At 27.7% G+C, this 24346-nt stretch carries 22 protein-coding genes and 2 pseudogenes; 14 read left to right on the forward strand and 10 right to left on the reverse strand.

All coding sequences use genetic code 11. The annotated features are described in order from the left end of the window. Positions 1-12: 12 nt before the first annotated feature. The 7 genes from CMOL_RS02070 to rplI are packed head-to-tail and all read right to left on the reverse strand — an operon-like array spanning position 13 to position 6600. Positions 13-1803 (reverse strand): aminopeptidase P family protein, encoded by a 1791-nt coding sequence (locus tag CMOL_RS02070; protein ID WP_239820527.1) that lies wholly within the window; start codon positions 1801-1803, stop codon positions 13-15. Continuing rightward, positions 1803-2366, reverse strand: coding sequence for a hypothetical protein (locus CMOL_RS02075; protein ID WP_239820528.1), 564 nt, complete (start codon positions 2364-2366; stop codon positions 1803-1805). Before CMOL_RS02075 ends, CMOL_RS02070 begins: the two co-directional genes overlap by 1 nt. Then, entirely contained in the window at positions 2359-3435 is a 1077-nt protein-coding gene (locus CMOL_RS02080) for a hypothetical protein (protein WP_239820529.1), read from the reverse strand. The genes CMOL_RS02075 and CMOL_RS02080 overlap by 8 nt, the downstream gene beginning before the upstream one ends. After that, positions 3425-4300 (reverse strand): GTPase Era, encoded by an 876-nt coding sequence (era, locus tag CMOL_RS02085; RefSeq protein WP_239820530.1) that lies wholly within the window; start codon positions 4298-4300, stop codon positions 3425-3427. The genes CMOL_RS02080 and era overlap by 11 nt, the downstream gene beginning before the upstream one ends. Continuing rightward, entirely contained in the window at positions 4297-5616 is a 1320-nt protein-coding gene (gene hslU / locus CMOL_RS02090; protein ID WP_200283305.1) for an ATP-dependent protease ATPase subunit HslU, read from the reverse strand. The genes era and hslU overlap by 4 nt, the downstream gene beginning before the upstream one ends. Beyond that, the gene (gene hslV, locus CMOL_RS02095; RefSeq protein ID WP_137624192.1) at positions 5613-6155 is read right to left on the reverse strand and encodes an ATP-dependent protease subunit HslV; all 543 of its coding nucleotides are present in this window, start codon (positions 6153-6155) and stop codon (positions 5613-5615) included. Before hslV ends, hslU begins: the two co-directional genes overlap by 4 nt. A gap of 1 nt (position 6156) precedes the next feature. Then, the gene (gene rplI, locus CMOL_RS02100) at positions 6157-6600 is read right to left on the reverse strand and encodes a 50S ribosomal protein L9 (RefSeq protein WP_137624191.1); all 444 of its coding nucleotides are present in this window, start codon (positions 6598-6600) and stop codon (positions 6157-6159) included. A gap of 147 nt (positions 6601-6747) precedes the next feature. Here rplI and CMOL_RS02105 point away from each other — a divergent pair, with 147 nt between their 5' ends. From CMOL_RS02105 to CMOL_RS02150, 10 genes and pseudogenes are all read left to right on the forward strand, one after another. Beyond that, the gene (locus tag CMOL_RS02105) at positions 6748-6993 is read left to right on the forward strand and encodes an RNA-binding S4 domain-containing protein (protein ID WP_239820743.1); all 246 of its coding nucleotides are present in this window, start codon (positions 6748-6750) and stop codon (positions 6991-6993) included. Continuing rightward, positions 6990-7394 carry a tRNA (adenosine(37)-N6)-threonylcarbamoyltransferase complex ATPase subunit type 1 TsaE gene (gene tsaE, locus CMOL_RS02110; protein WP_200283321.1) on the forward strand — a complete coding sequence of 135 codons (405 nt, stop codon included), beginning with the start codon at positions 6990-6992 and terminating at the stop codon, positions 7392-7394. Before CMOL_RS02105 ends, tsaE begins: the two co-directional genes overlap by 4 nt. Further along, positions 7391-8119 (forward strand): LPS export ABC transporter ATP-binding protein, encoded by a 729-nt coding sequence (gene lptB / locus CMOL_RS02115; protein ID WP_200283324.1) that lies wholly within the window; start codon positions 7391-7393, stop codon positions 8117-8119. Before tsaE ends, lptB begins: the two co-directional genes overlap by 4 nt. Beyond that, positions 8119-9369 carry an RNA polymerase factor sigma-54 gene (locus CMOL_RS02120; protein WP_239820531.1) on the forward strand — a complete coding sequence of 417 codons (1251 nt, stop codon included), beginning with the start codon at positions 8119-8121 and terminating at the stop codon, positions 9367-9369. The genes lptB and CMOL_RS02120 overlap by 1 nt, the downstream gene beginning before the upstream one ends. 122 nt (positions 9370-9491) lie before the next feature. Beyond that, positions 9492-11027: pseudogene (locus CMOL_RS02125) on the forward strand (anaerobic C4-dicarboxylate transporter). A gap of 91 nt (positions 11028-11118) precedes the next feature. Continuing rightward, a pseudogene (kdpF, locus tag CMOL_RS02130) lies at positions 11119-11196 on the forward strand (K(+)-transporting ATPase subunit F); the annotation flags it as partial. 9 nt (positions 11197-11205) lie between these two features. Next, on the forward strand, positions 11206-12897 hold the full coding sequence (kdpA, locus tag CMOL_RS02135; protein ID WP_239820532.1) for a potassium-transporting ATPase subunit KdpA: 1692 nt from the start codon (positions 11206-11208) through the stop codon (positions 12895-12897). 13 nt (positions 12898-12910) lie between these two features. After that, the gene (gene kdpB / locus CMOL_RS02140) at positions 12911-14956 is read left to right on the forward strand and encodes a potassium-transporting ATPase subunit KdpB (protein ID WP_239820533.1); all 2046 of its coding nucleotides are present in this window, start codon (positions 12911-12913) and stop codon (positions 14954-14956) included. Position 14957: 1 nt separating this feature from the next. Further along, on the forward strand, positions 14958-15599 hold the full coding sequence (gene kdpC / locus CMOL_RS02145; RefSeq protein WP_239820534.1) for a potassium-transporting ATPase subunit KdpC: 642 nt from the start codon (positions 14958-14960) through the stop codon (positions 15597-15599). Further along, positions 15568-17499 carry a sensor histidine kinase gene (locus CMOL_RS02150; protein WP_239820535.1) on the forward strand — a complete coding sequence of 644 codons (1932 nt, stop codon included), beginning with the start codon at positions 15568-15570 and terminating at the stop codon, positions 17497-17499. The genes kdpC and CMOL_RS02150 overlap by 32 nt, the downstream gene beginning before the upstream one ends. Here the strand turns inward: CMOL_RS02150 and uvrB are convergent. Beyond that, positions 17494-19467 (reverse strand): excinuclease ABC subunit UvrB, encoded by a 1974-nt coding sequence (uvrB, locus tag CMOL_RS02155; RefSeq protein WP_239820536.1) that lies wholly within the window; start codon positions 19465-19467, stop codon positions 17494-17496. The two genes, CMOL_RS02150 and uvrB, sit on opposite strands and share 6 nt — an antisense overlap. A 158-nt stretch (positions 19468-19625) precedes the next feature. Between uvrB and CMOL_RS02160 the strand changes: the two genes are divergently transcribed. Genes CMOL_RS02160 through CMOL_RS02175 form a run of 4 tightly spaced genes read left to right on the forward strand, consistent with a single transcriptional unit; the run spans position 19626 to position 22360 of the window. Further along, positions 19626-19856 (forward strand): hypothetical protein, encoded by a 231-nt coding sequence (locus tag CMOL_RS02160; RefSeq protein WP_137624181.1) that lies wholly within the window; start codon positions 19626-19628, stop codon positions 19854-19856. Continuing rightward, positions 19846-20091 (forward strand): hypothetical protein, encoded by a 246-nt coding sequence (locus CMOL_RS02165; RefSeq protein ID WP_137622217.1) that lies wholly within the window; start codon positions 19846-19848, stop codon positions 20089-20091. Before CMOL_RS02160 ends, CMOL_RS02165 begins: the two co-directional genes overlap by 11 nt. Next, entirely contained in the window at positions 20088-20525 is a 438-nt protein-coding gene (locus CMOL_RS02170; RefSeq protein ID WP_239820537.1) for a type II secretion system protein, read from the forward strand. Before CMOL_RS02165 ends, CMOL_RS02170 begins: the two co-directional genes overlap by 4 nt. Next, positions 20522-22360 carry a primosomal protein N' gene (locus tag CMOL_RS02175; RefSeq protein WP_239820538.1) on the forward strand — a complete coding sequence of 613 codons (1839 nt, stop codon included), beginning with the start codon at positions 20522-20524 and terminating at the stop codon, positions 22358-22360. The genes CMOL_RS02170 and CMOL_RS02175 overlap by 4 nt, the downstream gene beginning before the upstream one ends. A 13-nt stretch (positions 22361-22373) precedes the next feature. On the opposite strand, the gene CMOL_RS02180 is transcribed toward CMOL_RS02175, so the two are convergent. Continuing rightward, entirely contained in the window at positions 22374-23747 is a 1374-nt protein-coding gene (locus CMOL_RS02180) for a DUF2972 domain-containing protein (protein WP_239820539.1), read from the reverse strand. A gap of 3 nt (positions 23748-23750) precedes the next feature. Continuing rightward, positions 23751-24275, reverse strand: a complete 525-nt coding sequence (locus CMOL_RS02185; protein WP_239820540.1) for an adenylyl-sulfate kinase — start codon at positions 24273-24275, stop codon at positions 23751-23753. Positions 24276-24346: the final 71 nt, after the last annotated feature.

Genomic DNA, 24346 nt, shown 5'->3' on the forward strand with positions numbered 1-24346 from the left:
AATTTTATAAAATTATTTAATAGTTTTTGTTTTATTTTTTAACCATTTTAGAACTTTGGGTTCATTTTTTAATTTAATAGAAAGTTTATCATAAACTTTTTTATGATAGGCATTTAGCCATAATTTTTCGTCTTTATTGAGTAAGGTTTTATCGATACATTTTGATTCAAAAGGACAAAGAGTTAAGGGTTTAAAGTATAAAAATTCTCCATAATCTCTATTTTTTGGATTTTTAACTTTAGTATTTAAGACTAAATTTTCAAGCCTAATACCCCATTTATCTTTTTTATATATCCCTGGTTCTATAGAGGTTAACATTCCTTCTTTGGCTTTAGTTTTTTCAAGAGCTGGAGAAAAGTAAGATAGGGTTTGCGGACCTTCATGAACATTTAAAAAATATCCCACCCCATGTCCAGTTCCATGCATATAATCAAGTTGATTTTTCCATAATGGTGCTCTTGAAATTGCATCAAGCAAAGGCATAGGAATATCTTTTGGAAAAATAGTATTAGATATGGCTATATGTGCTTTTAAAACAAGGGTATAATCATAAATTTGCTCTTTGCTTATTTGTCCTATAGGAATGACGCGAGTTATATCTGTAGTGCCATTTTCATATTGGGCTCCAGAATCTATAAGCAAAAGCCCGTTTTTCTTAATATAGGAAAAATTTTCTTTTGTTGCTTTGTAATGGATACAAGCTCCATTAGCATTAAAACCTGCTATGGTTGCAAAACTATTGCTAATATAATAAGGGCTTTTTGCTCTAAATTCTGTTATCTTAAAATCAATATCAAGTTCGCTGATACATTCATTTTTTTTAATATTCTCTTCTAGCCATGTAAAAAATCTAGCTAAAGCAACTCCATCTTCTATCATAGCATTTTCTATATGCTTGATTTCTTTTTGAGTTTTGATTGATTTTAAATATGTACTAGGATTAATTTCTTCTATAATTTTTACACTTTTATGGAGATATTGAATCAGTAAGGCTGTGGTTTTCGTTGGTTCTATCAGTAGGTTTGTATTGCGAAGTTTTTGGATTTCTTGATAAATTTCATAATAATCTTTAATATAAATTCCATCTTGATTGAGTTTTTTTTCTAGCTTTAAATCAATTTTATTTTTATCAATAAAAAGTAAAATTGTTTTTTGATTGATAAATAAATAACTTAAAAATACAGGATTATACTTTATATCATTGGCTCTTAAATTGGTAATCCAAGCGATATCATCAAGGGAAGAAATGAGATGATTTTGAGTATTTAAAATTTGCATTTTTTCTCGTATTTGATTGATTTTTTGTTGACGTGAATAGCCACAATATTTTATTTTATGTTCATAAATTTTACTTATTGGTAAATTAGGACGTTCTTTCCATAAAGGTGAAATTAAATCGATGTGTTTTAGTTTTATTTGATAATTTGTTTGTAAATTTTTAAATAAATTTAAAGATAAAAGAGAAAAATCCGTTCCTAAGATTTCATTTTTTTTAAGATTTTTTTTTAACCAATTTAAAAAAGTATTTGTATTATTTTGTTTTTGAAGCTCTATAAAAGTTCCTTTTAGTTCTCTTTCAGCTTGTAACCAATATCTTCCATCTGTCCATAAAAGAGCTTTTTCATGGGTAATAATTAAAGTTCCAGCTGATCCTTTAAAACCACTGATGAAAGTTTTATTTTGATAAAAATCTGGAAGATATTCATTTAAATGAGGATCTGAACTTAAAATTAAATAAGCATTTAAATGATGTTTTTTCATCAAATCTCTAAGTTGTGCAATTCTTTTTTGGTATAAATTCATCAAATTTCCTTATTAATATGTATTGTTGATATTTCAAGATTTAATTCTAATTTTAAACTTCTTAAATTTTGCATTTCAATAGTATTAATTTGGTAATAAAAATTTGAATTTTCTAAATCTTTTATAAAAGATAATAAAGCATTAAAATTTCCATAAGTTTTAATAAAAAAATCATAGCGATTGATATTGTTTTTTTGAATTTTTGTTTGAGTGATATTTTCTATTTCAATTTTATTATTTGAAACAAGTGTTTGGATATTTTTTAAATATTGATCATATTTTTTTTGAAATAAACTTAAATATTGTTCATAGATAAGTGTTTTATTTTGAATTTGCTGTAATTTTTGATTTAATATTTGTAATTTTTGTTCTAAATTTTGATTAATAGATTGTTCTTTTTTAATATCAATATCATGAATGAAAATATTATGATTAAAAAAGGAATTTATAAATAAAGATTCGACTTTAAAAGCTAGAAAAATAGCCAATAATACTATAATTATAGCAATAAGAAATTTTTCTCTTAAGTTGAAATTTTCTAAAACAAATTCTAATTTATCCATGAGTTAACTCTAAAATAATTTGATATAGTGCATCATTTTTAGATATAAGTTTAAATTCAGTTTTTAAATTTTTAAGAGCATTAAGATAATTTTCTTGATTGTTAAATTGTATGATAATATTATAATCTTTTAGCTTTAAGCTAGAAATTCCTAAAGAATTTTGATTAAGCCAAATAAAGATATTTTTTAAAATTAAAGTCCTATTTTTATTTGGCTTGAAATTTTTTATAATTTCATCGAGTTGATTAAAATTTTGATCAAGAAGTGCTTTTTTGTCATAAAGAGTTAAATTTAAATCTTTAAGTTTTCTTTCTAAAACTATATTTTTTTCTTTTTCTAATTTATAAAGCTTATCTTGGGAGTTTTTATTTTGAGTTTGTAAGCTTTTATTTGCTTGGTAATTTAAAAAATTATTAAAAATTAAAATTCCACTCATGCTCAAAAAGCTCAGTAAAAATAAAAAAATTAATTTTAAATAATAAGGAAAATTTTTCTTACTTGTTTTAATAAAATTTGCATTTTTATCTAAGATTGACATACTTAATTGTGCAAGTTTATTTTCATTTTGTTCTAAAATTTTACAAGCAATGGCTTTATTTTTTAATTCTTTTATTAAATCATTATTCTCAAAACTGATCAAAATTTCACTTTCATAATATTGCAAAAGCTCTAATATATGATTTTTTTCTAAAAATGATTCTAAATTTTTCTCATATTTAAATTTTTTAAAAGCTTTAAATTTATCTTGCTCATAAAAACATAAATATACTTCATCTAAATAAAGTTCTAAAAAACAAAAATTATTTTCCTGAATCAAATTATTTTTAAATAAAGACTTAAAAATAAAAGCTTTAGGAAAGCAAGCGAAACATTTAGGTAAATTTTTAACTTTGCTTAGAAAACAATGATAAATTTCATCTTGTTTTAAAAAAGCTATTTGATACTCAAAAGGATTTTTTATATCGCACTCTTTGATAACTTTTTCAAAAAGTATATCTTCTTCAAATTTTCCATTTTTTTGAATATAAATGAGTTTTTCAAAACTTAAAATTTCAATTTTATTCTTCATAATTTAACATTTTTTTTAAAAAGTCTTCATCTTTTTGCCAATTCTTTTTCACCACAATGTATAACTTCAAAAGAACTTTATTTTGAGCCAATCGAGTAATTTTCATCCTAGCATCTTTACCTATACGATTAAGCGTTGCTCCATTTTTTCCTATAAGTATAGCTTTATGGGAATTTGCATCTGTGATTATTTGTGCTTCGATGATAATAAGCTTTGTTTTTTCTTTAATTTTGTTGATTATAACTTCAGTGCAATAGGGCAATTCTTGACTCAAATTTTCATAAATACTTTCAAGTATGAAATCTCTATAGATTTCTTTTTGACTACTTGGAGTTAAAAATTCAGGGTCGTAAAAATATTCATGCTCATCTAAATATTTTACAATTTCATCAAGTAATATTTTTTTGTAACTCTTTTTTTTGCAAGAATAAGGAATAATAGCCTTAAAATGCTCGCTAAATTTAGCATAGTCATTAAGCTTTTTTAAAAGGATATCATTATGAGTTAAATCTACTTTATTTAAAATAATAATATGCGGCACTTTTGGCTTTAAAGCTAAAAATTCTTCATAATTTTTTAAATCATCAAATACGCTTGCTACAAATAAAATTAAATCACAATCTCCCATGGATTTTATAGCGCTTTCAATTAGCATTTGATTTAAAGTTGCTTTGCTTTGATGTAGCCCAGGAGTATCAATAAAAATAATTTGATCCTCTTTATGCATTACTATAGCTTTGATTTTTCGTCTAGTAGCATTTTGTTTGTGAGAAACTAAGGTAATTTTTTCTTCAAGCAAGGAATTAACCAAAGCACTTTTTCCAGCATTGGTTCTTCCTATAATGCTAACAAAGCCACTTTTCACAAAATATACCTAGCTAAATCTTTATTTTCTATAATATCTCCAAGTTTTTCTTCAACCATTTTTTTGTCAACTGTAAATTTTTTACCCGCATATTCATCGGCTTCAAAGCTCAAATCTTCAAGAAGTTTTTCTATTACAGTATGCAAACGTCTAGCACCTATATCTTGCATTTCTTCATTTGCCTTAGAGGCTATTCTTGCAATTTCTTTTATCGCTTCATCATCAAATTCAAGTTCTAATTGTTCTGTTTTCAACAGCTCGGTATATTGTTTTAAAAGTGAATTTTTTGGACGGGTTAAAATTTCATAAAGAGCTTTATCGTCTAAACTATCAAGTTCAACTCTTAAAGGAAAACGTCCTTGTAATTCTGGAATCAAATCACTTGGCTTGCTTAAATGAAAAGCCCCTGCGGCAATAAAAAGTATATGATCAGTTTTTAAAGTTCCGATTTTGGTTTGAACACTAGAACCTTCAACAATTGGTAATAAATCTCTTTGTACCCCTTCTTTGCTCGGATCTTGTCGATTTGAATTTCCACTTGAAACAGCTATTTTATCAATTTCATCTATAAAAATAATACCTTCATTTTCTGCTCTTTTTAAGGCTTCACTTTTGATACTTTCTTGATCTAAAATTTTATCTCCAGCTTCGTTTCTTAAAGCATTTTTGGCATCTTTAATTTTCATTTCTTTTTTGACTTTTTTACTGCCTACGCCAATAACCTTAACAATATCTTGCATTGCTCCCATTTCAGGCGGTAAATTAGGATTGGTATCAAACATACTTTGAGATATTTCTATTTCTATATTGCTTTCATCTAGATCACCATTTCTAAGTTTGGTTCTCATTTTTTCAAGACTATTTTTATATTCTTCTTGTTTTTCATCACTAATACCCTTTGGTAAAGGCGGTAAGAGTTTTTCTAAAATTTTATTTTCGATAAATTCATCGATTTTATCTTTGTTTTTTTCCTTTTGTTCATTTTTGACTAAATTTAAAGCCGCATTAGCTAAATCTCTAACCATACTTTCTACATCTCGTCCCACAAAACCAACTTCTGTATATTTACTAGCTTCAATTTTTATAAAAGGAAAGCCCATCATTTTTGCAAGTCTTCTTGCAATTTCTGTTTTACCAACTCCAGTTGATCCTATCATTAAAATATTTTTTGGCATAATATCATCTTGAAGTTCTGGGCTTAGTTGCATTCTTCTATAGCGATTTCTTAAAGCTATAGCGATAATTTTTTTAGCTTTTTTTTGACCGATAACGTAATCATCTAAAAATTTGACTATTTCTTTTGGAGTTAAGTTCATTTTTCATCCTCTATCACATAGGTTTTTATATTTGTATTAGTATAAATGCAAATTTCTCCTGCAATTTGTAAGCTTGATTTAACCAGCTCTTCTTCATCTAAAGAAGCATGTTTTGCCAATGCTCTTGCAGCTGAAAGTGCATAATTTCCACCGCTTCCAATTGCTGCAATTTCTCCATCTTCTGGTTCAACTACATCGCCAGTTCCTGAAAGCAAAAAAATATGATTTCTATCAAGCACTAGCATCATAGCTTCAAGTTTTCTCAAGTACTTATCTTTTCTCCATTCCTTAGAAAAATCTATTGCAGCCTTTAAGAGATCTCCTTTAGAGCTTTGTAATAAATTTTCAAACATATCAAAAAGATTAAAAGCATCTGCTGTACTTCCTGCAAAACCTGCCAAAACTTTACCATTATTAAGTTTTCTAATTTTAACTGCATTGCCTTTTAAAACAGTATTTCCAAAGCTAACTTGTCCATCTCCTCCAATTACGGATTTGTTTTTGCCTTTATAGGCTAAAATTGTAGTTGCATGAAACATATTATTCTGCCTTTATATCAATTTTAAAATTTGCATGGATTGCATGACCTAGCTTTACACTAATTTCATGAATTCCAATACTTTTTAAAGTATCACATTCTAAACTTTTTTTATCAAGTTCTATATTTTTTTGTTCTTTAAGTGCGTGAGCAATTTCATCTTTTGTAACTCCACCAAATAAATTACCATTAGCTCCAACAGGTTTAAAAATTTCAAGAGTTATTTTACTAAGTTCTTCTTTTAGTTTTTCCAAATTTGCAATTTCAAAGCGTAAATTTTCAGCTTCTTTTTTCTTATCACTTTCATATTTTCTTAAAACTTCAGTGGTAGCAGCTTTAGCTAGTCCTTTTCCGATTAAAAAATTTTGCCCATATCCATCTTTGACTTCTTTAACTTCTCCAGCTTTTCCAAGTCCTTTAACATCTTTGATCAATAATACTTTCATTGAAAATCCTTTTTTAAGTTTTAACTTAATTTTTGCCTTATTGTATCTAAATTTTTATTAAAAGAAAGGTTTTAAATGAAATTTAATTGCCTTAATACAAGCAAAATATGTTCCAAAATTTGTTTTTTTTTGCTAAAATTCATTCCTATGAGAGTGGATAAATTTTTAAATGTGGTTAATATCACTAAAAGGCGAGTAATTTCTGAAGATATGTGCAAAAGCGGGGTGGTTAAAATTAATGATAAAGTTGCTAAAGCGAGTAAGGAAGTAAAAATAGGAGATATTATTAGTTTACATTTTATGCAATATACTCAAGAATATAAGGTTTTAGCTATACCCTCTACTAAAAGTATTCCTAAAAATACTCAAAATCAATATGTGGAAAAATTATGAAAGAAATTGTTTTATCCAAAGAAGAAATAGATCAAATTTTTTCTTATTTGCCTTGTAAAGGAGTGGTTTTATTACAAGGAGATTTAGCTAGTGGTAAAACTAGTTTGGTTCAAGCTTGGGTTAAATTTTTAAATTTAAGTGATCAAGTAACTTCTCCAACTTTTTCTATTATGCAAAAATACCAAAATGAAAATATTTGCATATATCATTATGATATTTATCAAGAAGGATTAGAAGGGCTTTTGAAAAATGGATTATTTGATAATTTATTTGAGGAAGGTTTGCATTTGGTAGAATGGGGAGATGAACAGCTAAAAGAAAAATTATTTCAATTTGGAATTTTATCAACGGTTGTTAAAATTAGTGTTGAAAAGAATAAAAGAAAGTATGAAATTTTATGAGTAAGCTACAAATAATCAACTTAGAAAAAATCATAAAAAAAACAAAAATAATACAAGATGTATCATTAGAATTAAATAGTGGTGAAGTTGTTGGACTTTTAGGGCCAAATGGAGCAGGAAAAACTACTACTTTTTATATGATATGTGGTTTAATTACTCCAAGCAATGGAAAAGTTTTGCTTGATGGCGTGGATATCACTAAAGAGCCATTAAATAAACGCGCTAGAAAAGGAATTGGATATTTGCCGCAAGAAAGTAGTATTTTTAAAGATTTAAGCGTTGAGGATAATTTACTTTTAGCGGCACAAATTTTTTATAAAGATAAAAAAGTTTTAAATGAAAAAGTGGAGCAAATGCTTGAACTTTTAAGTATAGAACCGATTCGATTAAGAAAAGGTTTGAGTTTAAGTGGAGGGGAAAGAAGGCGTTGTGAACTAGCAAGAAGTTTGATGTGTGAGCCTAAATTTTTACTTCTTGATGAACCATTTGCTGGAGTTGATCCTATTGCGGTTTCTGAAATTCAAACTTTAATTAAAGAGCTTAAAAAATTAAATATTGGAATTTTAATAACTGATCACAATGTACGCGAGACTTTGGCAATTTGTGATAGAGCTTATGTAATCCGTTCTGGATCTTTATTAGCAAGTGGAAATGCTGAAGAAATTGCAAACAATAAAGATGTAAAAAAATACTATTTAGGAGCGGAGTTTAAGCTCCTAGATTAATGTTAAAACAAAAAGTTACTCAGGGCGCAAAAACAAAAATTTCTCAGACTCTACGTTCTTGGCTTCCTATTTTACAAGCCAATATAGAAGATTTAAAAGAAAATTTGGACAAATTTGCAGAAGAAAATCCTTTTTTAAATGTTCAAGATGCGATTAAAACTTCTGAAAAGGGAAAGAATTATTTTGATTCTTTTTATAAAAACAATACAAATTCAGCCATGGTTGAAAGCATGGGTATTGGTAAAAAAAGCGTTTATGAGCTTTTAAGTGAACAGATTATTCCTCCACTTTTTCCTACAAAAAAATCTCAAAATATTGCAAATAAAATTATTGAATGTCTTAACCATGAAGGATATTTTGAATATGATCAAGAAGTTATGCAAAATATCGATGAAAAGGATCTTGAAAATATTAGGATGCGCTTTAGATTTTTAGATCCAATAGGTGTAGGTGCTAAAGACTATAAAGAAGCTTTTTTATTTGCTCTAGAAAATGAAAGTATAGATGAAGAGCTTTATGATTTTTGTAAATTGCTTATATTGGATTTTGAAAATATTCAAAACTATACAAAAGAAAAATTATACACCCAAGCAATTTCTGTCATAAAAAAATTTAGTATTCCGCCTTTTTTGGAATATTTTGAAGATTCTCAAGCTATTATTCCAGATATATTTATTTTTCGTGAAAATGATGAGATTAAGGTAAAAATTAATGATGAATATTATCCTGAAATTTCTATTGAAACAGATGGAATTGATCATGAATATTTAACTCATTATATTAAAGAAGCTAAGAATTTAGTAGATGCTTTAGCTATGAGAAAAGCAACTTTGTATAAAATAGGATTAATGATAGTAGAACATCAATATGATTTTTTTGTAGGCAAAGATATCAAGCCTATGACCTTAAAAGATATTGCTGAAGATTTAGATCGTAATGCTTCTACGGTTTCAAGAGCGATTGCAAATAAATATTTAAGTTGCGAAAGAGGATTAATCCCCTTAAAAGATTTTTTTGCTTTTGCTCTTGATGAAGAAGGAGAAACTTCTAATGCGAGTGTGAAAGATTTTATTGCAAATTTAGTTAAAAATGAAAATCGCTTAAAACCTTTAAGCGATAGTAAAATTTTAAAACTTATACAAGATGAATTTAAGATTGATATTGGGCGTAGAACAGTTACTAAGTACCGAAAACATCTTAATATTGCAAGTTCTACAGATAGAAAAAAACTTTATGAACTTGAAGGATAAAAATTTAATCTGCTAAATTTTAATATTTAATTTTTATTTAAATTATTTAATAAATGTTATCTTTTCTTTTTAAATTATGATACAATGAAATTACAATTTTTATAATTTAAAAAGGATCTAAAATGGATTTTTTTACAAATCTTAGTGAAGGATGGCAATTTTTTATTCAAATAATAGTAATACTTATTTGTCTTTTTTATGGTGCTAAAAAGGGTGGTATAGCTCTTGGATTGCTAGGCGGCATAGGCATTTTGATGTTGGTTTTTGTTTTTCATGTCCAGCCTGGAAAACCTGCGATTGATGTGATGCTTACTATTTTAGCTGTAGTTATTGCTAGTGCAACTTTGCAAGCAAGTGGCGGTTTAGATGTTATGCTTCAAATTGCTGAAAAAATTTTAAGAAAAAATCCTAAATTTTTAACTATTTTAGCTCCTTTTGTTACTTGTTTTCTAACAATGCTTTGTGGAACAGGGCATGTGGTATATACTATAATGCCTATAATTTATGATATTGCTATTAAAAATGGTATTCGCCCAGAACGTCCCATGGCAGCAGCTTCTATTTCTTCACAAATGGGAATCATAGCAAGTCCTGTTTCTGTAGCAGTTGTAAGTTTAACAGCTTTGCTTTTAAATACCTCTCATAAATTAGTTGGTTTTGATGGTTATATTAATTTGCTTCAAATCACCATACCCAGCACTTTTATAGGCGTTTTATGTGTGGGAATCTTTTCTTGGTTTAGAGGTAAGGATTTAGATAAAGATGAAATTTTTAAAGAAAAATTGAAAGATTTAGAATTTAAAAAATATGTTTATGGAGAATCTAAAACGCTTTTGGGTGTTAAACTGGCAAAAAGCAATTGGGTTGCAATGTGGATTTTTATCATTGCAATTTTTTTAGTAGCTGCTATTGGAATTTTTGATAATTTAAAACCAAATCGGGGTCAAAAAATGATGTATCAAGTACATATTAATAATACAATAGAATGAACTTTAAGTAGAAAAGATAAAGCTATAATTGATCTTTAAACAATTAACTTCTAATATAAAAGATCAATCAGATGTAGTTACGGCTATTGCACAAAAAGATAAACTTGGAAATCCAAGTTATAATTATATTTCTATGGTATCAATCATTCAAATGTTTATGCTTTTAGCAGGTGCTTTGATAATTATTTTCACAAAAACAGATGTAAAAAAGATAAGTTCTAATGAAATTTTAAACCTGGCATGGTGGCTCTTGTGGCAGTTTTTGGAATTTCTTGGATGGCTGATACGATGTTTGGGGTTCATACTCCCATGATGAAAACTTTATTTGGAAATATAGTTAAAGAACATCCTTGGACTTATGCTTTAATGTTGCTTTTAATTTCCAAATTTGTCAATTCTCAAGCAGCAGCTATTTCCGCTTTTGTTCCTTTGTCTTTAAGTATTGGTGTTAAGCCAGGCGTAATTATAGCTTTTGCAGCTGCTTGTTATGGATATTATATTTTGCCAACTTATCCAAGTGATTTAGCTACTATACAATTTGATCGATCAGGAACAACTCATATTGGTAAATTTGTAATCAATCATAGTTTTATTTTGCCTGGACTTATTGGTGTAATTACTTCTTGTATAGCGGGTTATTTTATAGCAATGATGGCGGGATACCTTTAGTTCAAAAATGATAAAGCAAATTATAAGGCTAGCAAGGATAGAATTAAGATCCTTTATTATAAAGTAATTTTTATTAATTAGGATTTTATAAATGATTTTTTTATTAATTTTGAGTTTGATACTTGCTTGTTATCTTTTTTATGCGCTTTTATATCCTGAAAAATTCTAAAGGAAGAATATGTTAGAAATTATAATAGTGCTTCTGATATCTTTTGGCTTATCTTTAATTTTTGGACGTTATTTATATAAAATCGCTAATTTTAAAAAAACTATTTTTGATTTTATTTTTAATCCTATAGATGCTTTAATTTATAAAATTTGTGCTATTGATAGAAAAAATATGACTTGGAAACAGTATTCTTTGCATTTGTGTATTTTTAATTTTTTAGTAGCTATTTTTTCTTTTATTATTTTTTTGTTTCAAGATAAATTTTTTTTAAATCCTAATTCCATCAAATCTATGTCTTTAGATCTGAGTTTAAATACTGCTATTAGTTTTATTACTAATACTAATTTACAGCATTATATTGGAGAAAATGCTTTAAGTTTATTTTCTCAAAGTACAGGAATTTTACTTGCTATGTTTGTTTCTGGCGTAAGTGGATATTGTGCTTGTATAGCTTTTTGTAGAGCATTTTGTGGTATGCAAATGGGAAATTATTATGAAGATTTTACTCGTATAATGACGCGCTTGATACTTCCTTTAAGTTTTATTATTTCTTTAATTTTCATTTCACAAGGTGTAGTGCAAAATTATTATCCAAATTTTCATCTTATAACTTTAGAAAATAAAATTCAAACTATAGCTACAGGTCCTGTTGCTGCTATTGAGTCGATCAAACACTTGGGAACTAATGGTGGAGGATTTTTTGGAGCCAACTCAAGCATGCCTTTTGAAAATCCCAATGCCTTGACTAATCTTATACAAATTTTATCTATGATGCTTATTCCAAGTTCTTGTGTTGTAGTTTTTGGCTTGATGGTTCATTATAAAAAAGAAAAGCAAGGTTTTGTTTTAATGGGAAAGCAAGGCGGTGTTATTTTCGGAGCTATGAGTATTATTTTCTTAATTTCTTTAGTTATTATCCATCATAGTGAAACTATCCCAAATCCTAATTTATCTTCTTTAGAGCTTAATCAAACTTTGGGTAATTTAGAGGGTAAAGAATTAAGATTTGGAGTTAATTCATCTAGTCTATTTAGCGCTATTACAACTGCTTTTACAACGGGAAGTATTAACAATATGCACGATAGTTTAAATCCTTTAAGTATAGGAGTTGCTATGCTTAATATGATGCTTAATGTTGCTTTTGGTGGCGATGGTGTTGGGCTTATGAATATGATGATTTATGTTATTTTATGTGTATTTATTTGTGCTTTAATGATAGGAAGAACTCCAGAATTTTTAGGAAAAAAAATAGAAAGTAAGCAAATGAAACTTATTGCCTTGGCTATTTTGATACATCCTTTATTAATTCTTGTTTTAAGTGCATTTGGAGTAATTTTCGCAAAAGACAGTATTTCAAATCCTAACTTTCATGGTTTAGCTCAAATTTTATATGAATTTACATCTGCAACCGCAAATAATGGATCTGGACTCGAGGGACTTAAAGATAATGATTTATTTTGGAATTTAAGTACAGCTTTTGCTATGTTTTGTGGACGTTATCTTATATTAATCATACAATTAGCAATTGCAGGATCGTTTTTAAAGCAAAAAACTCAAGAAGGTAGCACAAATACCTTAAAAACAGATAGTTTGACTTTTATGTTTGTTTTAATTTGTATAGTTTATATTTTTACAGCATTAACCTTTTTTCCGGTGCTAACGCTTTCTAGTGTGGCTGAATATTTATCTTTGTGGTATTAAATAAGGAGTGCTAATGTCTAAAAAACAAAATAAACTTATCACAAAAGAAATTTTAAGCACTGCTATTAAAGGAGCATTTTTTAAATTTGATCCACGCTTTATGATTAAAAATCCTACAATGTTTATTGTAGAGATTGGTTTTGTTATCACGCTTATTTTAAGTTTTTTTCCTAGTTTATTTGGGGGAGATAATCAAGAAAGGATTTATAATATTTTAATCACTTTAATTCTTTTTGTTACTTTATTGTTTGCAAATTTTGCAGAAAGTATAGCAGAAGGCAGAGGCAAAGCACAAGCAGCTACTTTAAAGCAAAGTAAAAAAGATTTTAAAGCAAGATTAATTAAAAATGATGGTAGCGAAGAAATGTTAAGTGCTAGTAAATTAAAAATAGGCGATATTGTTTTAGTTAGAGCAGGAGAGCTTATACCTAATGATGGAGAAGTTATCGAAGGGGCAGCTAGTGTTGATGAATCAGCAATTACTGGAGAAAGTGCACCTGTGATGCGTGAAGCAGGGGGTGATTTTTCTTCTGTAACTGGAGGAACAACGGTTTTAACGGATTTTTTAAAAATTAAAATTTTAGTAGGTGCTGGAGAAAGTTTCTTGGATAAAATGATTAATTTAGTTGAAGGAGCTGCACGTCAAAAAACGCCAAATGAAATCGCATTAAATATTCTTTTAATTGTTCTTAGTCTCAGTTTTTTAATTGTTGTAGTTAGTTTATATCCTTTTATGCAATTTTTAAACGTTAATTTACCTATTTCTTGGCTAATTGCTTTACTTGTATGTTTAATTCCTACTACTATAGGAGGACTTCTTTCAGCTATAGGTATAGCTGGAATGGATAGAGTAACTTGTTTTAATGTGATAGCACTTTCTGGAAAAGCGGTAGAAAATTGCGGTGATGTTGATACTATGATTTTAGATAAAACAGGTACAATTACTTTTGGCAATCGTTTGGCTAATGAATTTTACGAAGTCCAAGGTGTTAATAAAGATCAATTAATCAATGCATGCTTACTATCTTCCTTAAAAGATGAAACTCCAGAAGGAAAAAGTATCGTTGTATTAGCAAATAAAATGGGATATCACTGTGATCAAAAAGAAATTCAAGATGCGATTGATTTTAGTGCTCAAAATAGAATGAGCGGTGTTAATTTAAAGGATGGTACTCAAATTCGCAAAGGAGCTTTTGACACTATTAAGACCTATATTGATAAAATGGGTGGAAAAATTCCAAGTGATTTAGAAACAAAAGTAATGCAAATTTCAAATCTGGGTGGAACTCCTTTAGTAGTAAGTCAAAATAAAGAAATTTTAGGAGTGATTTATCTAAAAGATACTGTAAAACCAGGTCTTAAGGAGCGATTTGCAAAATTAAGAAAAATGGGTATTAAAACTCTTATGTGCACTGGGGATAATCCTCTAACAGCTGCTACGATAGCTAAAGAAGCTGGACTCGATGGTTTTATAGCAGAATGCAAACCAGAAGATAAAATAGAAGCCATAAAAAAAGAACAAGCAGAAGGTAAGATTGTTGCAATGACAGGAGATGGTACTAATGATGCTCCAGCACTCGCACAAGCTGATGTAGGTATTGCAATGAATTCAGGAACAGCAGCTGCTAAAGAAGCAGCTAATATGATTGATCTTGACTCAAATCCTACAAAAATTTTAGAAATTGTAGAAATAGGTAAAGGTTTATTAATTACTAGAGGAAGTTTAACAACTTTTAGCATGGCTAATGATATTGCTAAATATTTTGCTATTTTACCAGCTATGTTTAGTGTAGTTTTGCCACAAATGCAAATTTTAAATATTATGCATTTACAAACCCCTCAAAGTGCGATTTTATCGGCATTAATTTTTAATGCAATAATAATTCCTTTACTTATACCTATTGCTATGCGTGGTGTTAAATTTAGAGCCATTAAAAGTGAAATGTTGCTTTTGAGAAATTTAGGAATTTATGGAATTGGCGGAGTAATTGCTCCTTTTATTGGTATTAAAATTATTGATATTCCTACAGCTTGGTTGCTTAGAATTTTAGGAGTTTAGTATGATTAGAACTTTGCTTAGTTTTTTTGTTGTTATGCTTGTTTTATGCTGCATTGTCTATCCCTTTGTTTTAAATGAAACAGCTAGATTTATTTTTCCTTATGAGGCAAGTGGAAGTTTGATCGATAAAAATGGAAAAGCTACGCTTGATATAAATAAAGCAGTTGGATCAAAGCTTTTAGGACAAGCTTTTACCCAGCCTTATTTTTTACACGGAAGAAGTTCAGCTATAAATTATAATACAAGTGACACTAATCAAAGCATTGTTAATTCTGGCGGTTTTAATTATGCTATGTCCAATCCAGAATTAAAAGAGCGTATAACAAAAGATTTAAATCAATTTTTAAAACAAAATCCACATATTTTAAAAAAAGAAATTCCTATTGATTTATTAAGTGCTTCAGCCTCAGGACTTGATCCTCATATTAGCAAACAAGCGGCATGGATACAAATTCCTCGTATAATGAAATTTTCAAAATTAGATCAAAATCAAGTAGAAAAAATTATTAATAATAACACAGAAGATAAGTTTTTGGGTATTTTTGGTGAGATGAAAGTTAATGTTTTAAAAGCTAATATAGCAATAAGTCAAGCTATGAAAGAGGGTAAAAATGCAACGACAAACACCCGAACAAATTCTTAAGAAATTTGAAGTAAGGGCTAAAGAAGAGGAAAAAAATAAATTTGCCAAGTTGAAAATATTTTTAGGCTATGCAGCAGGATCTGGTAAAACTTATGCTATGCTAAGTGAAGCTAGAAATTTATTGCAAAATGGAGTTGATGTGGTTTTAGGTTATATAGAGCCACATGATAGACCTGAAACTATGAGTTTAACTGAAGGTTTTGAGAGTATTGAAAATCTTGAAATTTCTTATAAAAATATTATTTTAAAAGAATTTGATTTAGATGCCACCTTAAAAAGAAAACCAGCTTTGGTTTTAGTTGATGAGCTAGCGCATACCAATGCAAAAGGTCTTAGAAATGAAAAGCGTTTTCAAGATATAGAAGAGTTATTAAAAGCTGGCATTGATGTTTATACTACTTTAAATATTCAGCATTTAGAAAGCTTAAATGATTTGGTGGCAAATATCAGTAAAATAGAAGTTAAAGAAAGAATTCCTGATAGTATTTTTGATGAAGCTGATCAAGTAGAACTTGTTGATATTGAACCTAATAAACTTTTAAAAAGAATGCAAGAGGGTAAAATTTATAAAGAAAAGCAGGCTAAATTAGCTTTAGAAAATTTTTTCAGACAAGAAAGATTGATAGCTTTAAGGGAAATTGCTTTAAGAAGGCTTGCATCAAGGGTAAATTTAAGAGCGAATGAACAAAGACTTATTAATGATGATCTAACTTATCATACCGGAGAACATATTTTAGTTTGCATCAATGAAAGTAATGCCAAGGTTATCAGGTCAGCTGCAAGGCTTGCAAGTGCTTTTCATGCAAAATTAAGTGCTATTTGTATAAAAAATTCCAATCTTGAAGAAGATAAATTATTAAAAGAAAATTTAGAACTTGCAAAGAGTTTTAATGCTGAAATCATTAGTGTTTATGATGAAGATATAGCGAGTCAAATTGCTGAGTATTCTAGCATTAGTAATGTTTCTAAGATAGTTTTGGGAAAAAATAAAAATAAGAAGAAATTTAAAGAAGAAATTTTTGAAGCTGTAGCGAAAAAAAGTCCAAATATTGACTTGTATCTCGTTAATGAAAGTGAAATTAAAACGCCTAAAATAGCCAGAAAAAAAGGTTTTAATTTTTTAAATTTTATTATGATTAATGCTATATTATTATTAGCAATTATAATAGCTTTTGTATTTCATCAATTTGACACGCAACCTAGCAATATAATGATGGTTTTTATTTTGGCAGTTTTTAGTTCTTCTTTTATATCGGATAGCAAATTTTATGCTTTATATTCTTCTTTAATCAGTGTATTGTTTTATAATTTTTTCTTTTTGAAGCCTTTTTTTAGTTTTAAAATTCATGATAGTGCGAATATAGTTACTTTTTCAACTATGTTTATTGTCGGTTTTTTAACTTCTATTTTTACAAGAAGATTAAAACTTCAATCTAAAGAATTAGCAAAAAGAGCTTATAGAACAGCAATTTTGCTTGAAAATAGTGAAAAGTTAGCTAGAGTAAAAAGTAAACAAGAGCTTTGGGAGCAACTAGGCAATCAAGCCTTAAAATTATTAAATTTACCTATAATTATTTATCCTATGAGTAAAAATAATATCTTATCTAAACCATTATTGTTTTTTAATAATGATAAGCAAATACTCAAAAATTGTTTCAGTGCTGATGAAATTGCTATCGCTCAATGGGTGGCTACAAATCGTGAAAGAGCTGGACTTTGTACAAATACTTTACCGAATGCTAATGCAATGTATTTGCCCATAGAAGATGGGGAAAAGACAAAAGGGGTTATTGGTATAGTTTTAAAAGAAAAGCGTCCTTTGCAAGATTTTCAATATGAGATTTTAAATGCTTTAATTAATGAAGTTGGGGTAAGAACGAGAGATATATTTTTGTTATAAATTTTTCATTTTGTTAATTTCATCCCTTATGGCTGCCGCTTTTTCAAATTCAAGAGCTTTTGCTGCTTCTAACATTTGTTTTCGAAGTTCTTTAATGAGTTTAGCTCTTTCACTAGCAGGTATTTTTTCTAGTTTTTTACCTTTGCGATAAATTTCTCCCAAATCTTCTTCATTTTTTAAACTTTCTTCTATATGGCGTTTGACTGAAGTTGGGGTTATATTGTGTTTTTTATTGTAATTTTCTTGAAGTTTGCGACGCTCATTAGTTATATCTATAGCTTCTTGCATAGATTTTGTAATTTTTTTACAAAAAAGTAATACTTTTCCATTAACATTTCTTGCCGCCCTTCCCATAGTTTGTATAAGACTTGTTGTGCTTCTTAAAAATCCTTCTTTATCAGCATCCATAATGGCAATGAGTGAAACTTCAGGCAAATCAAGCCCTTCTCTAAGTAAATTGATACCAATTAACATATCAAAAGCACCACTTCTAAGATTTCTAATGATTTCATTGCGTTCTATTGCATCGATATCTGAATGCATATATTTTACCTTAATACCAAGTTCTAAATAGTATCTTGTAAGCTCTTCAGCTAGTTTTTTGGTTAGTACTGTAACTAATACACGTTCATTTTTATTAATCACTTTTTTAGCTTCATCAAACAAAATTTCAACTTGATTATCGCTATCTTTTAATTCTATTAATGGATCAAGTAAACCTGTTGGACGCATAATTTGATGAAAAATATTTTCTTTGCTAAGTTCAAGTTCTAGAGGTGCTGGAGTAGCTGAAACAAAAAGAAATTGACAATTTTTGTGGATAAATTCATCAAACATTAAAGGACGATTATCAAGCGCTGAAGGCAAGCGAAAACCATAATCTACTAAAGTTTGTTTTCTACTTCTATCTCCAGCAAACATTCCGCGAAATTGAGGTAGTGAAACATGACTTTCATCAACAATAACAAGAAATTTCCTATCTTGAATAGCAAAATAATCAAATAGCGTATATGGTGTATCCCCAGCTTTTAAGCCTGTTAAATGTCTAGCGTAATTTTCTACACCTTTGCACATACCTGTACTTGTAAGCATTTCAAGATCAAATTCAACGCGTTGTTTTAAGCGTTGATACTCTACAAGTTTATTTTCAAGTTCAAATTGAGCTAAACGTTCATTTAATTCTTGTTTGATATCTTTAATAGCTTGTTTTAAACGTATTTCACCGACGCTAAATTGACTTGTAGGATATAAAATAAAGCGTTTTAAATCCTTGCCTTTTTTGTTTTCTAAAACATTATAATGATACATGCTATCAAGTTCATCACCAAAAAATTCAAGTCTTACTACTTCATCTTCATAATAAGCAGGATAAATATCTATAATGTCACCTTGTACGCGAAAATCTGCACGATCAAAAAAATTATCATTTCTTTTATAACCCATATCTACAAGTTTTTTAAGAAGTTCTTTTTGTGAAATTTGCATACCAAGTTCGAAAATTAAAACCATTCCAATATATTCATTTGGATTTCCAAGCCCATAATTAGCTGAAACACTTGCAATACATATAACATCTTTATAACTTAAGAGTGAGGCTGTGGCACTTAGTCTTAATCTTTCTAGATCTTCATTAGTAGAGCTATCTTTTTCTATGAAAACATCTGTACGTGGAATATAAGCTTCTGGTTGGTAATAATCATAATAAGAGATAAAGTATTCTACATGATTTTTAGAAAAGAAACCTTTAAATTCGCTATAAAGCTGAGCGCACAAACTTTTATTATGACTCATGATGAGTGTTGGCATTTGAAGCTCTTTGATAACATTAGCCATAGTAAAAGTTTTTCCACTACCTGTTACACCTAATAAAGTTTGATATTTATTACCCTTTTTAATGCTTTTTACTATGCCTTCTATGGCTTGTTTTTGATCAGGACTTGGTTTAAATTCGCTTGTAAGTTCTAACATTTTTTTACTTTTTAATTTTATTTTTTGAAAAAAATTTTAAAAGAAAATGCTTTAATTAAAATTAATCTTTTTAAAAAACGTAAAAATTTATTTTTTTTTTGCTACAATTATATAAATATTTCCTATATTTAAATTTTCAATTAAAGAAGGCGAAAAATATGTTTGATGAAAAAATTATTAATACTATGTCAGATAAAGTAAATGAGCTTATTGAAAAGTATAATGAAGTGTGTGAAGCAAATGAAAATTTAAGAAACGAGCTTGTTAGCGTTAAAGCACAAAATGAGGCAAAAAGTAATCAAATTATGCGTCTTGAAGAAGAATTAAAATCTCGCAATATAGAAAGTGAGGATATTTATAAAAAAATCGAGGCTGTACTTGGCAAGTGATAATTTAAAGCAAGTAATTATCAATGTTTCTGCAAAAGATTTTATTGTCAAGTGTAGCGAAGAATTTGCTAATATTTTAGAGGATGATATTGCTTTAATTTCTGGCGGAACTAAAAAAATTGAACTTAAGCGTTTTGTAGATGCTTTTGTAAAAAAAAGTTATGAAAATTATATTTTAGAAAGAGAGCTTAAAAAACTTATAAAAGCTATTAATGAAGAACTTCCGGTCAAATGAAAAAAGCTTTTACTTTGCTTGAATTAGTTTTTGTTGTTTTGATTTTAGGAATACTTATAGGTATATCTTTAAATTTTTCAGGTAAAAACAAAGATGAAGCAAAAATTTTAAAATTAAAAATAGATTATGAAATGTTAAGCTCAGCTTTGTCACTCATGCGTACTCAAGCTGAGCTTAAGGAAATTGCTTTTATGGCAAATCTTGATCAAGCTAAATTTAACACCCCAAGAGAAAAACTTTTTTATTGTGTCGATCAAAATGGCTACTCTTTGCTTGATTCTCCCATTTATTCTGATTTTAATTCTTGGATGAAAATCACAATTAATCAATATAGATTTTTTTTAAATTCAAAAGAATATATCGATTTTATTTATCATCCTAATGATGGTATTTTAGAGTGCATAAATTCAAAATATTGTAAAGATTTGCAATGAGATATTATGAAGTATCTATTTTTGGATTATATTTACAGAATTTAATTTTTCATAGCGAGGAGAAGATTCCTTCTTTGAGTGAAGTTATTGTAGATATAAAAATGAAAAAAAATCTTAGGGCTTTAGTGATTAAAGAATGTGAAAAGCCAAATTTTCAAACAAAAGCTATTAAAGAACTTACACCTTTTTCTTTGAGTAAATCTCAATTTGAACTCGCAAAATTTATTTCTTATTATTATGCTACTACAATAGGTTTTGTTTTAGGTTTTTTTTCAACAAGTAAAGAATATTCTTGTAAAAAATTAGAAATTTTAAAAAAACCTAATTTAAGTTTTGAGCAACAAAAAGCTTTAGAATTTTTAAATAATCAATCAAGTTCTTTACTTTTTGCAGATACTGGGAGTGGTAAAACTGAAATTTACATCTCTTTAATAAAAGATTACTTAGAAAAAGGAAAGCAAGTTTTATTTTTAATGCCTGAAATTTCACTCACTTCTCAAATTAAAAAACGTTTAGAGATGTATTTTAAAGATAATTTTTTTTTATGGCATTCTAAGGTTTCTAAAAAGAAGAAACAAGAATGTTTAGAAAGTTTTAATGAAGGTAAAGCCTTGTTAATTGCTGGAGCCCGTTCCGCGCTTTTTTTACCTTTTAGAAATTTAGGTTTAATTGTAGTAGATGAAGAGCATGATAATTCTTACAAAGCTTCAAATAAACCTTATATAAATGTCAGAGATTTGGCGCTTTTTTTAGGATCGAAATTAAATATTAAGGTTGTTTTAGGATCCGCAACTCCTTCTTTAACAAGTTTTTATAAACAAAAAGTATTTAGACTTAAGGGTACATTTTTTGAAAGTAGAAAATATTTTTTATATGATGAAAATGAATTATCTTTAAGTCCAATGCTTTTAAATGAAATACAAGTAAGTCTAAATAAGCAAAAACAAGCCATTATTTTTTTACCTACGCGTGCCAATTTTCGTCAAATTTTTTGCAAAAATTGCGGAGATACAATAAAGTGTCCATTTTGTTCTATTGCTATGAGTTTACATAAAAATAGAAATTTATTAAAATGTCATTATTGTAATTTTACAAAAAACATCGATCAATTTTGTCCTTCTTGTAAAGGATTAATGCTAGAAGCTAGAAAAATGGGAACAGCCGAACTCAAGGAACTTTTAGAATCAAAATTTATTCATGCTAAGGTAGCAAAGTTTGATAGCGATGAGATTACCAGTGTTAAAAAATTAAATAATATTTTAAAAGATTTTAACGATAAGAAAATTGATATACTTATAGGAACTTCTATGCTTGCTAAGGGGCATGATTATCATAATGTTGATTTGAGTGTGATTTTAGGTATTGATGAGTATTTATTTAGGCCGAATTTTAGATCAAGTGAAGAAACTTTAGCTTTAGCTATGCAAGTAGCAGGTAGAGCAGGGCGTAAAGGAGAAGCTAGGGTGCTTTTACAAACTAAAAATCGTGCTTTTTTTGAAAAATATATACAAAATTACGATACTTTTTTAAAAGATGAACTTGAGAATAGAAAAGATTTATATCCACCTTTTAAACGTCTTTTAAGACTAATTATAGAAGATATAGATAAAACAAAAGCACAAAAATTATGTGAGTATTTAGCTGAAAAATTAGCAATAATGAAAAATATAGAACTTGTTGGCTATGGGGTTTGTGGTATTGAAATGATTAATTCAAAATATCGTTTTCATATTCTTATTCGCAGTGATTCTTATAAGGCTTTAATTTCTATAGAAGAATATGTCTTGCAATTTAAAAATATTAATGCAGATATTGATCCTATAGAATTTATGTAAAATTATTATTTTTTTAAAATATTTTTTTAAATTCTTGATAATATTTCCAAGAATTGATAATATCTGGACGATTTTGTTTTAAATGTTGATATTCTTTTTTAAAAATATTTAAAAATTTAGATGCTAGAAATTTATTAGCATTAAAAATAGATAATACCTCTTTTTCTTTCATCATCATAAGTTGATTTTTATGATTGATTTTTTTAATTTCATATAAAAAATCACGTAAATATTCTTTAACGATTGTAAAAAGTTGTGCATTATTTGTTAATTTTTCTAAATCTTCTTTTTGAATATATAAAGCTATATCATTTGACAAATCATCGTTAATAATTAATTTTATTATATTAATTTGTTCATTTTCTCTTGGTCTATCTAAAGTAATGGCAATACTATTTAAAGGATCGATTTCTAAATCATATATCTTAGGATTGTTAATTGTAAATCTATTCTTTATATCTTTTTCATTAACATAAAGTGTGATAGGAAAAAGGTAGCGTATATAACCTTGAAATTCTTGAATTTTAAAAAAAGATTGTTTTTCTTGCGGGGGGGGGGTAAAGCTGAATTTTCGAGCAAGAAAATCCAAGGTTTTAAAAGCATTTTTAGGAATAATTGAGTTCATATCTAAATAATATATTTGTTCTTTATTAAAGTATTGTAATAAAAAATTTAAAATAAAAACACTATTGTTTAGTTCTTCAAAATCAACTTTAATTTCAGTTTTTGCATTGTGGGTTAAAAATTTAATATAAGTTCTATAATCATAAGTAAGATCAAAATCGCGTGGATAGTTTCTTGTGATTTTTGTCCAATCTCTTCCCCAATTGTGTTTTAAAATACTTATTGGATCTCTAACACTACAAATAATTTTAGAGTTGGGATTAAGCAGGGCTAAAAATTTATCAAAATTAGGAATATTAAGCTCTGAAATATTTATGGCATATTGCTTAATATTGCTATTTAAATGCATATAATGCATGCAATATCTTTCTTTAGCATCTTCAGGCGAGGTCCAAGAAGGGAAACATAAAACATTACAACCTTCATTGAGATATCTTAAAAATGCAGCAGCGCCAACTCCATGAGGAGAAATGTAGATAAATTTATAATGTTGAGGTAGAGGTAAATTTAGATCCCAGGCAAGTTCTGCGCAATATCTGCTTGAATCTGTATCAATGAAATTTGGATTGATTAAGGCGGGATAAGGATTGTTTAAATAATTTTCTTTAAATTCATGAGAATTTAGCCATTCGCAAATAATATTAATATTTTTCATAACAAAACTAAAAAAATTTTCATTATGAGAATTTTTTAAAGCTTTTAATAAAATCTGAGCTTGAGTTTGGTTTAAGTTATTTCGTATAAATTCTAATAAATCTTGCATATTTTATAGATGTTTTTGTAAAGAATTTAAGATTGTTGATACTTTTTCTTCAAGATTATCAAGCTTTGAATTATCTATAATAAGATCAGGGCATGGCTCATCAAAATCAATATCAACACCTACAACATTTTTGATATTGCCTTGTATAGCCCCACTGTAAAGTCCTTTTTTATCTCGTCTTTTTAATTCTTCAAAATCACATTTTATATAAATTTCAAAATAGTTTTTTAATCGTTTTCGATTATAGCTATAAATTTCATTCCACATAGAAATTGTACTTACTATAACTATCATTCCTTGAGAACTTAAAAAATGAGCAAAATTAGAACGTTTTAATGAGACTTCAATACGCCCTTCTTTTTCATAGCCATAATGCCCTAAAAGATCTCTTAATTCATCACCATCAAGATAGATGATATTATTTAATTTTTCTTTTAATTTTCTACATAATTCTTCAGCAATATAACTTTTTCCACTTCCAGCTAATCCTGTTAGCCAAATCACTCCACCATTTTTTAAATTTTGCATTATTTTTTCCATATATTTAATAAAATTAGATGGAGAGATTATATAAAAATAAACTTTAGTTAAAGCAAAAA

It is taken from the genome of Campylobacter sp. RM10537, assembly GCF_022369435.1.
Taxonomy (GTDB): domain Bacteria; phylum Campylobacterota; class Campylobacteria; order Campylobacterales; family Campylobacteraceae; genus Campylobacter_D; species Campylobacter_D molothri.

What these genes read in the sequence shown, in the direction of transcription:
- CMOL_RS02070 (WP_239820527.1), bottom strand. Translation starts at nt 1,803, where the DNA reads ATGAATTTATACCAAAAAAGAATTGCACAACTTAGAGATTTGATGAAA.
- CMOL_RS02075 (WP_239820528.1), bottom strand. Translation starts at nt 2,366, where the DNA reads ATGGATAAATTAGAATTTGTTTTAGAAAATTTCAACTTAAGAGAAAAA.
- CMOL_RS02080 (WP_239820529.1), bottom strand. Translation starts at nt 3,435, where the DNA reads ATGAAGAATAAAATTGAAATTTTAAGTTTTGAAAAACTCATTTATATT.
- hslU (WP_200283305.1), bottom strand. Translation starts at nt 5,616, where the DNA reads ATGAACTTAACTCCAAAAGAAATAGTCAAATTTTTAGATGATTACGTT.
- hslV (WP_137624192.1), bottom strand. Translation starts at nt 6,155, where the DNA reads ATGTTTCATGCAACTACAATTTTAGCCTATAAAGGCAAAAACAAATCC.
- rplI (WP_137624191.1), bottom strand. Translation starts at nt 6,600, where the DNA reads ATGAAAGTATTATTGATCAAAGATGTTAAAGGACTTGGAAAAGCTGGA.
- CMOL_RS02105 (WP_239820743.1), top strand. Translation starts at nt 6,748, where the DNA reads ATGAGAGTGGATAAATTTTTAAATGTGGTTAATATCACTAAAAGGCGA.
- tsaE (WP_200283321.1), top strand. Translation starts at nt 6,990, where the DNA reads ATGAAAGAAATTGTTTTATCCAAAGAAGAAATAGATCAAATTTTTTCT.
- lptB (WP_200283324.1), top strand. Translation starts at nt 7,391, where the DNA reads ATGAGTAAGCTACAAATAATCAACTTAGAAAAAATCATAAAAAAAACA.
- CMOL_RS02120 (WP_239820531.1), top strand. Translation starts at nt 8,119, where the DNA reads ATGTTAAAACAAAAAGTTACTCAGGGCGCAAAAACAAAAATTTCTCAG.
- kdpA (WP_239820532.1), top strand. Translation starts at nt 11,206, where the DNA reads ATGTTAGAAATTATAATAGTGCTTCTGATATCTTTTGGCTTATCTTTA.
- kdpB (WP_239820533.1), top strand. Translation starts at nt 12,911, where the DNA reads ATGTCTAAAAAACAAAATAAACTTATCACAAAAGAAATTTTAAGCACT.
- kdpC (WP_239820534.1), top strand. Translation starts at nt 14,958, where the DNA reads ATGATTAGAACTTTGCTTAGTTTTTTTGTTGTTATGCTTGTTTTATGC.
- CMOL_RS02150 (WP_239820535.1), top strand. Translation starts at nt 15,568, where the DNA reads ATGCAACGACAAACACCCGAACAAATTCTTAAGAAATTTGAAGTAAGG.
- uvrB (WP_239820536.1), bottom strand. Translation starts at nt 19,467, where the DNA reads ATGTTAGAACTTACAAGCGAATTTAAACCAAGTCCTGATCAAAAACAA.
- CMOL_RS02160 (WP_137624181.1), top strand. Translation starts at nt 19,626, where the DNA reads ATGTTTGATGAAAAAATTATTAATACTATGTCAGATAAAGTAAATGAG.
- CMOL_RS02170 (WP_239820537.1), top strand. Translation starts at nt 20,088, where the DNA reads ATGAAAAAAGCTTTTACTTTGCTTGAATTAGTTTTTGTTGTTTTGATT.
- CMOL_RS02175 (WP_239820538.1), top strand. Translation starts at nt 20,522, where the DNA reads ATGAGATATTATGAAGTATCTATTTTTGGATTATATTTACAGAATTTA.
- CMOL_RS02180 (WP_239820539.1), bottom strand. Translation starts at nt 23,747, where the DNA reads ATGCAAGATTTATTAGAATTTATACGAAATAACTTAAACCAAACTCAA.
- CMOL_RS02185 (WP_239820540.1), bottom strand. Translation starts at nt 24,275, where the DNA reads ATGCAAAATTTAAAAAATGGTGGAGTGATTTGGCTAACAGGATTAGCT.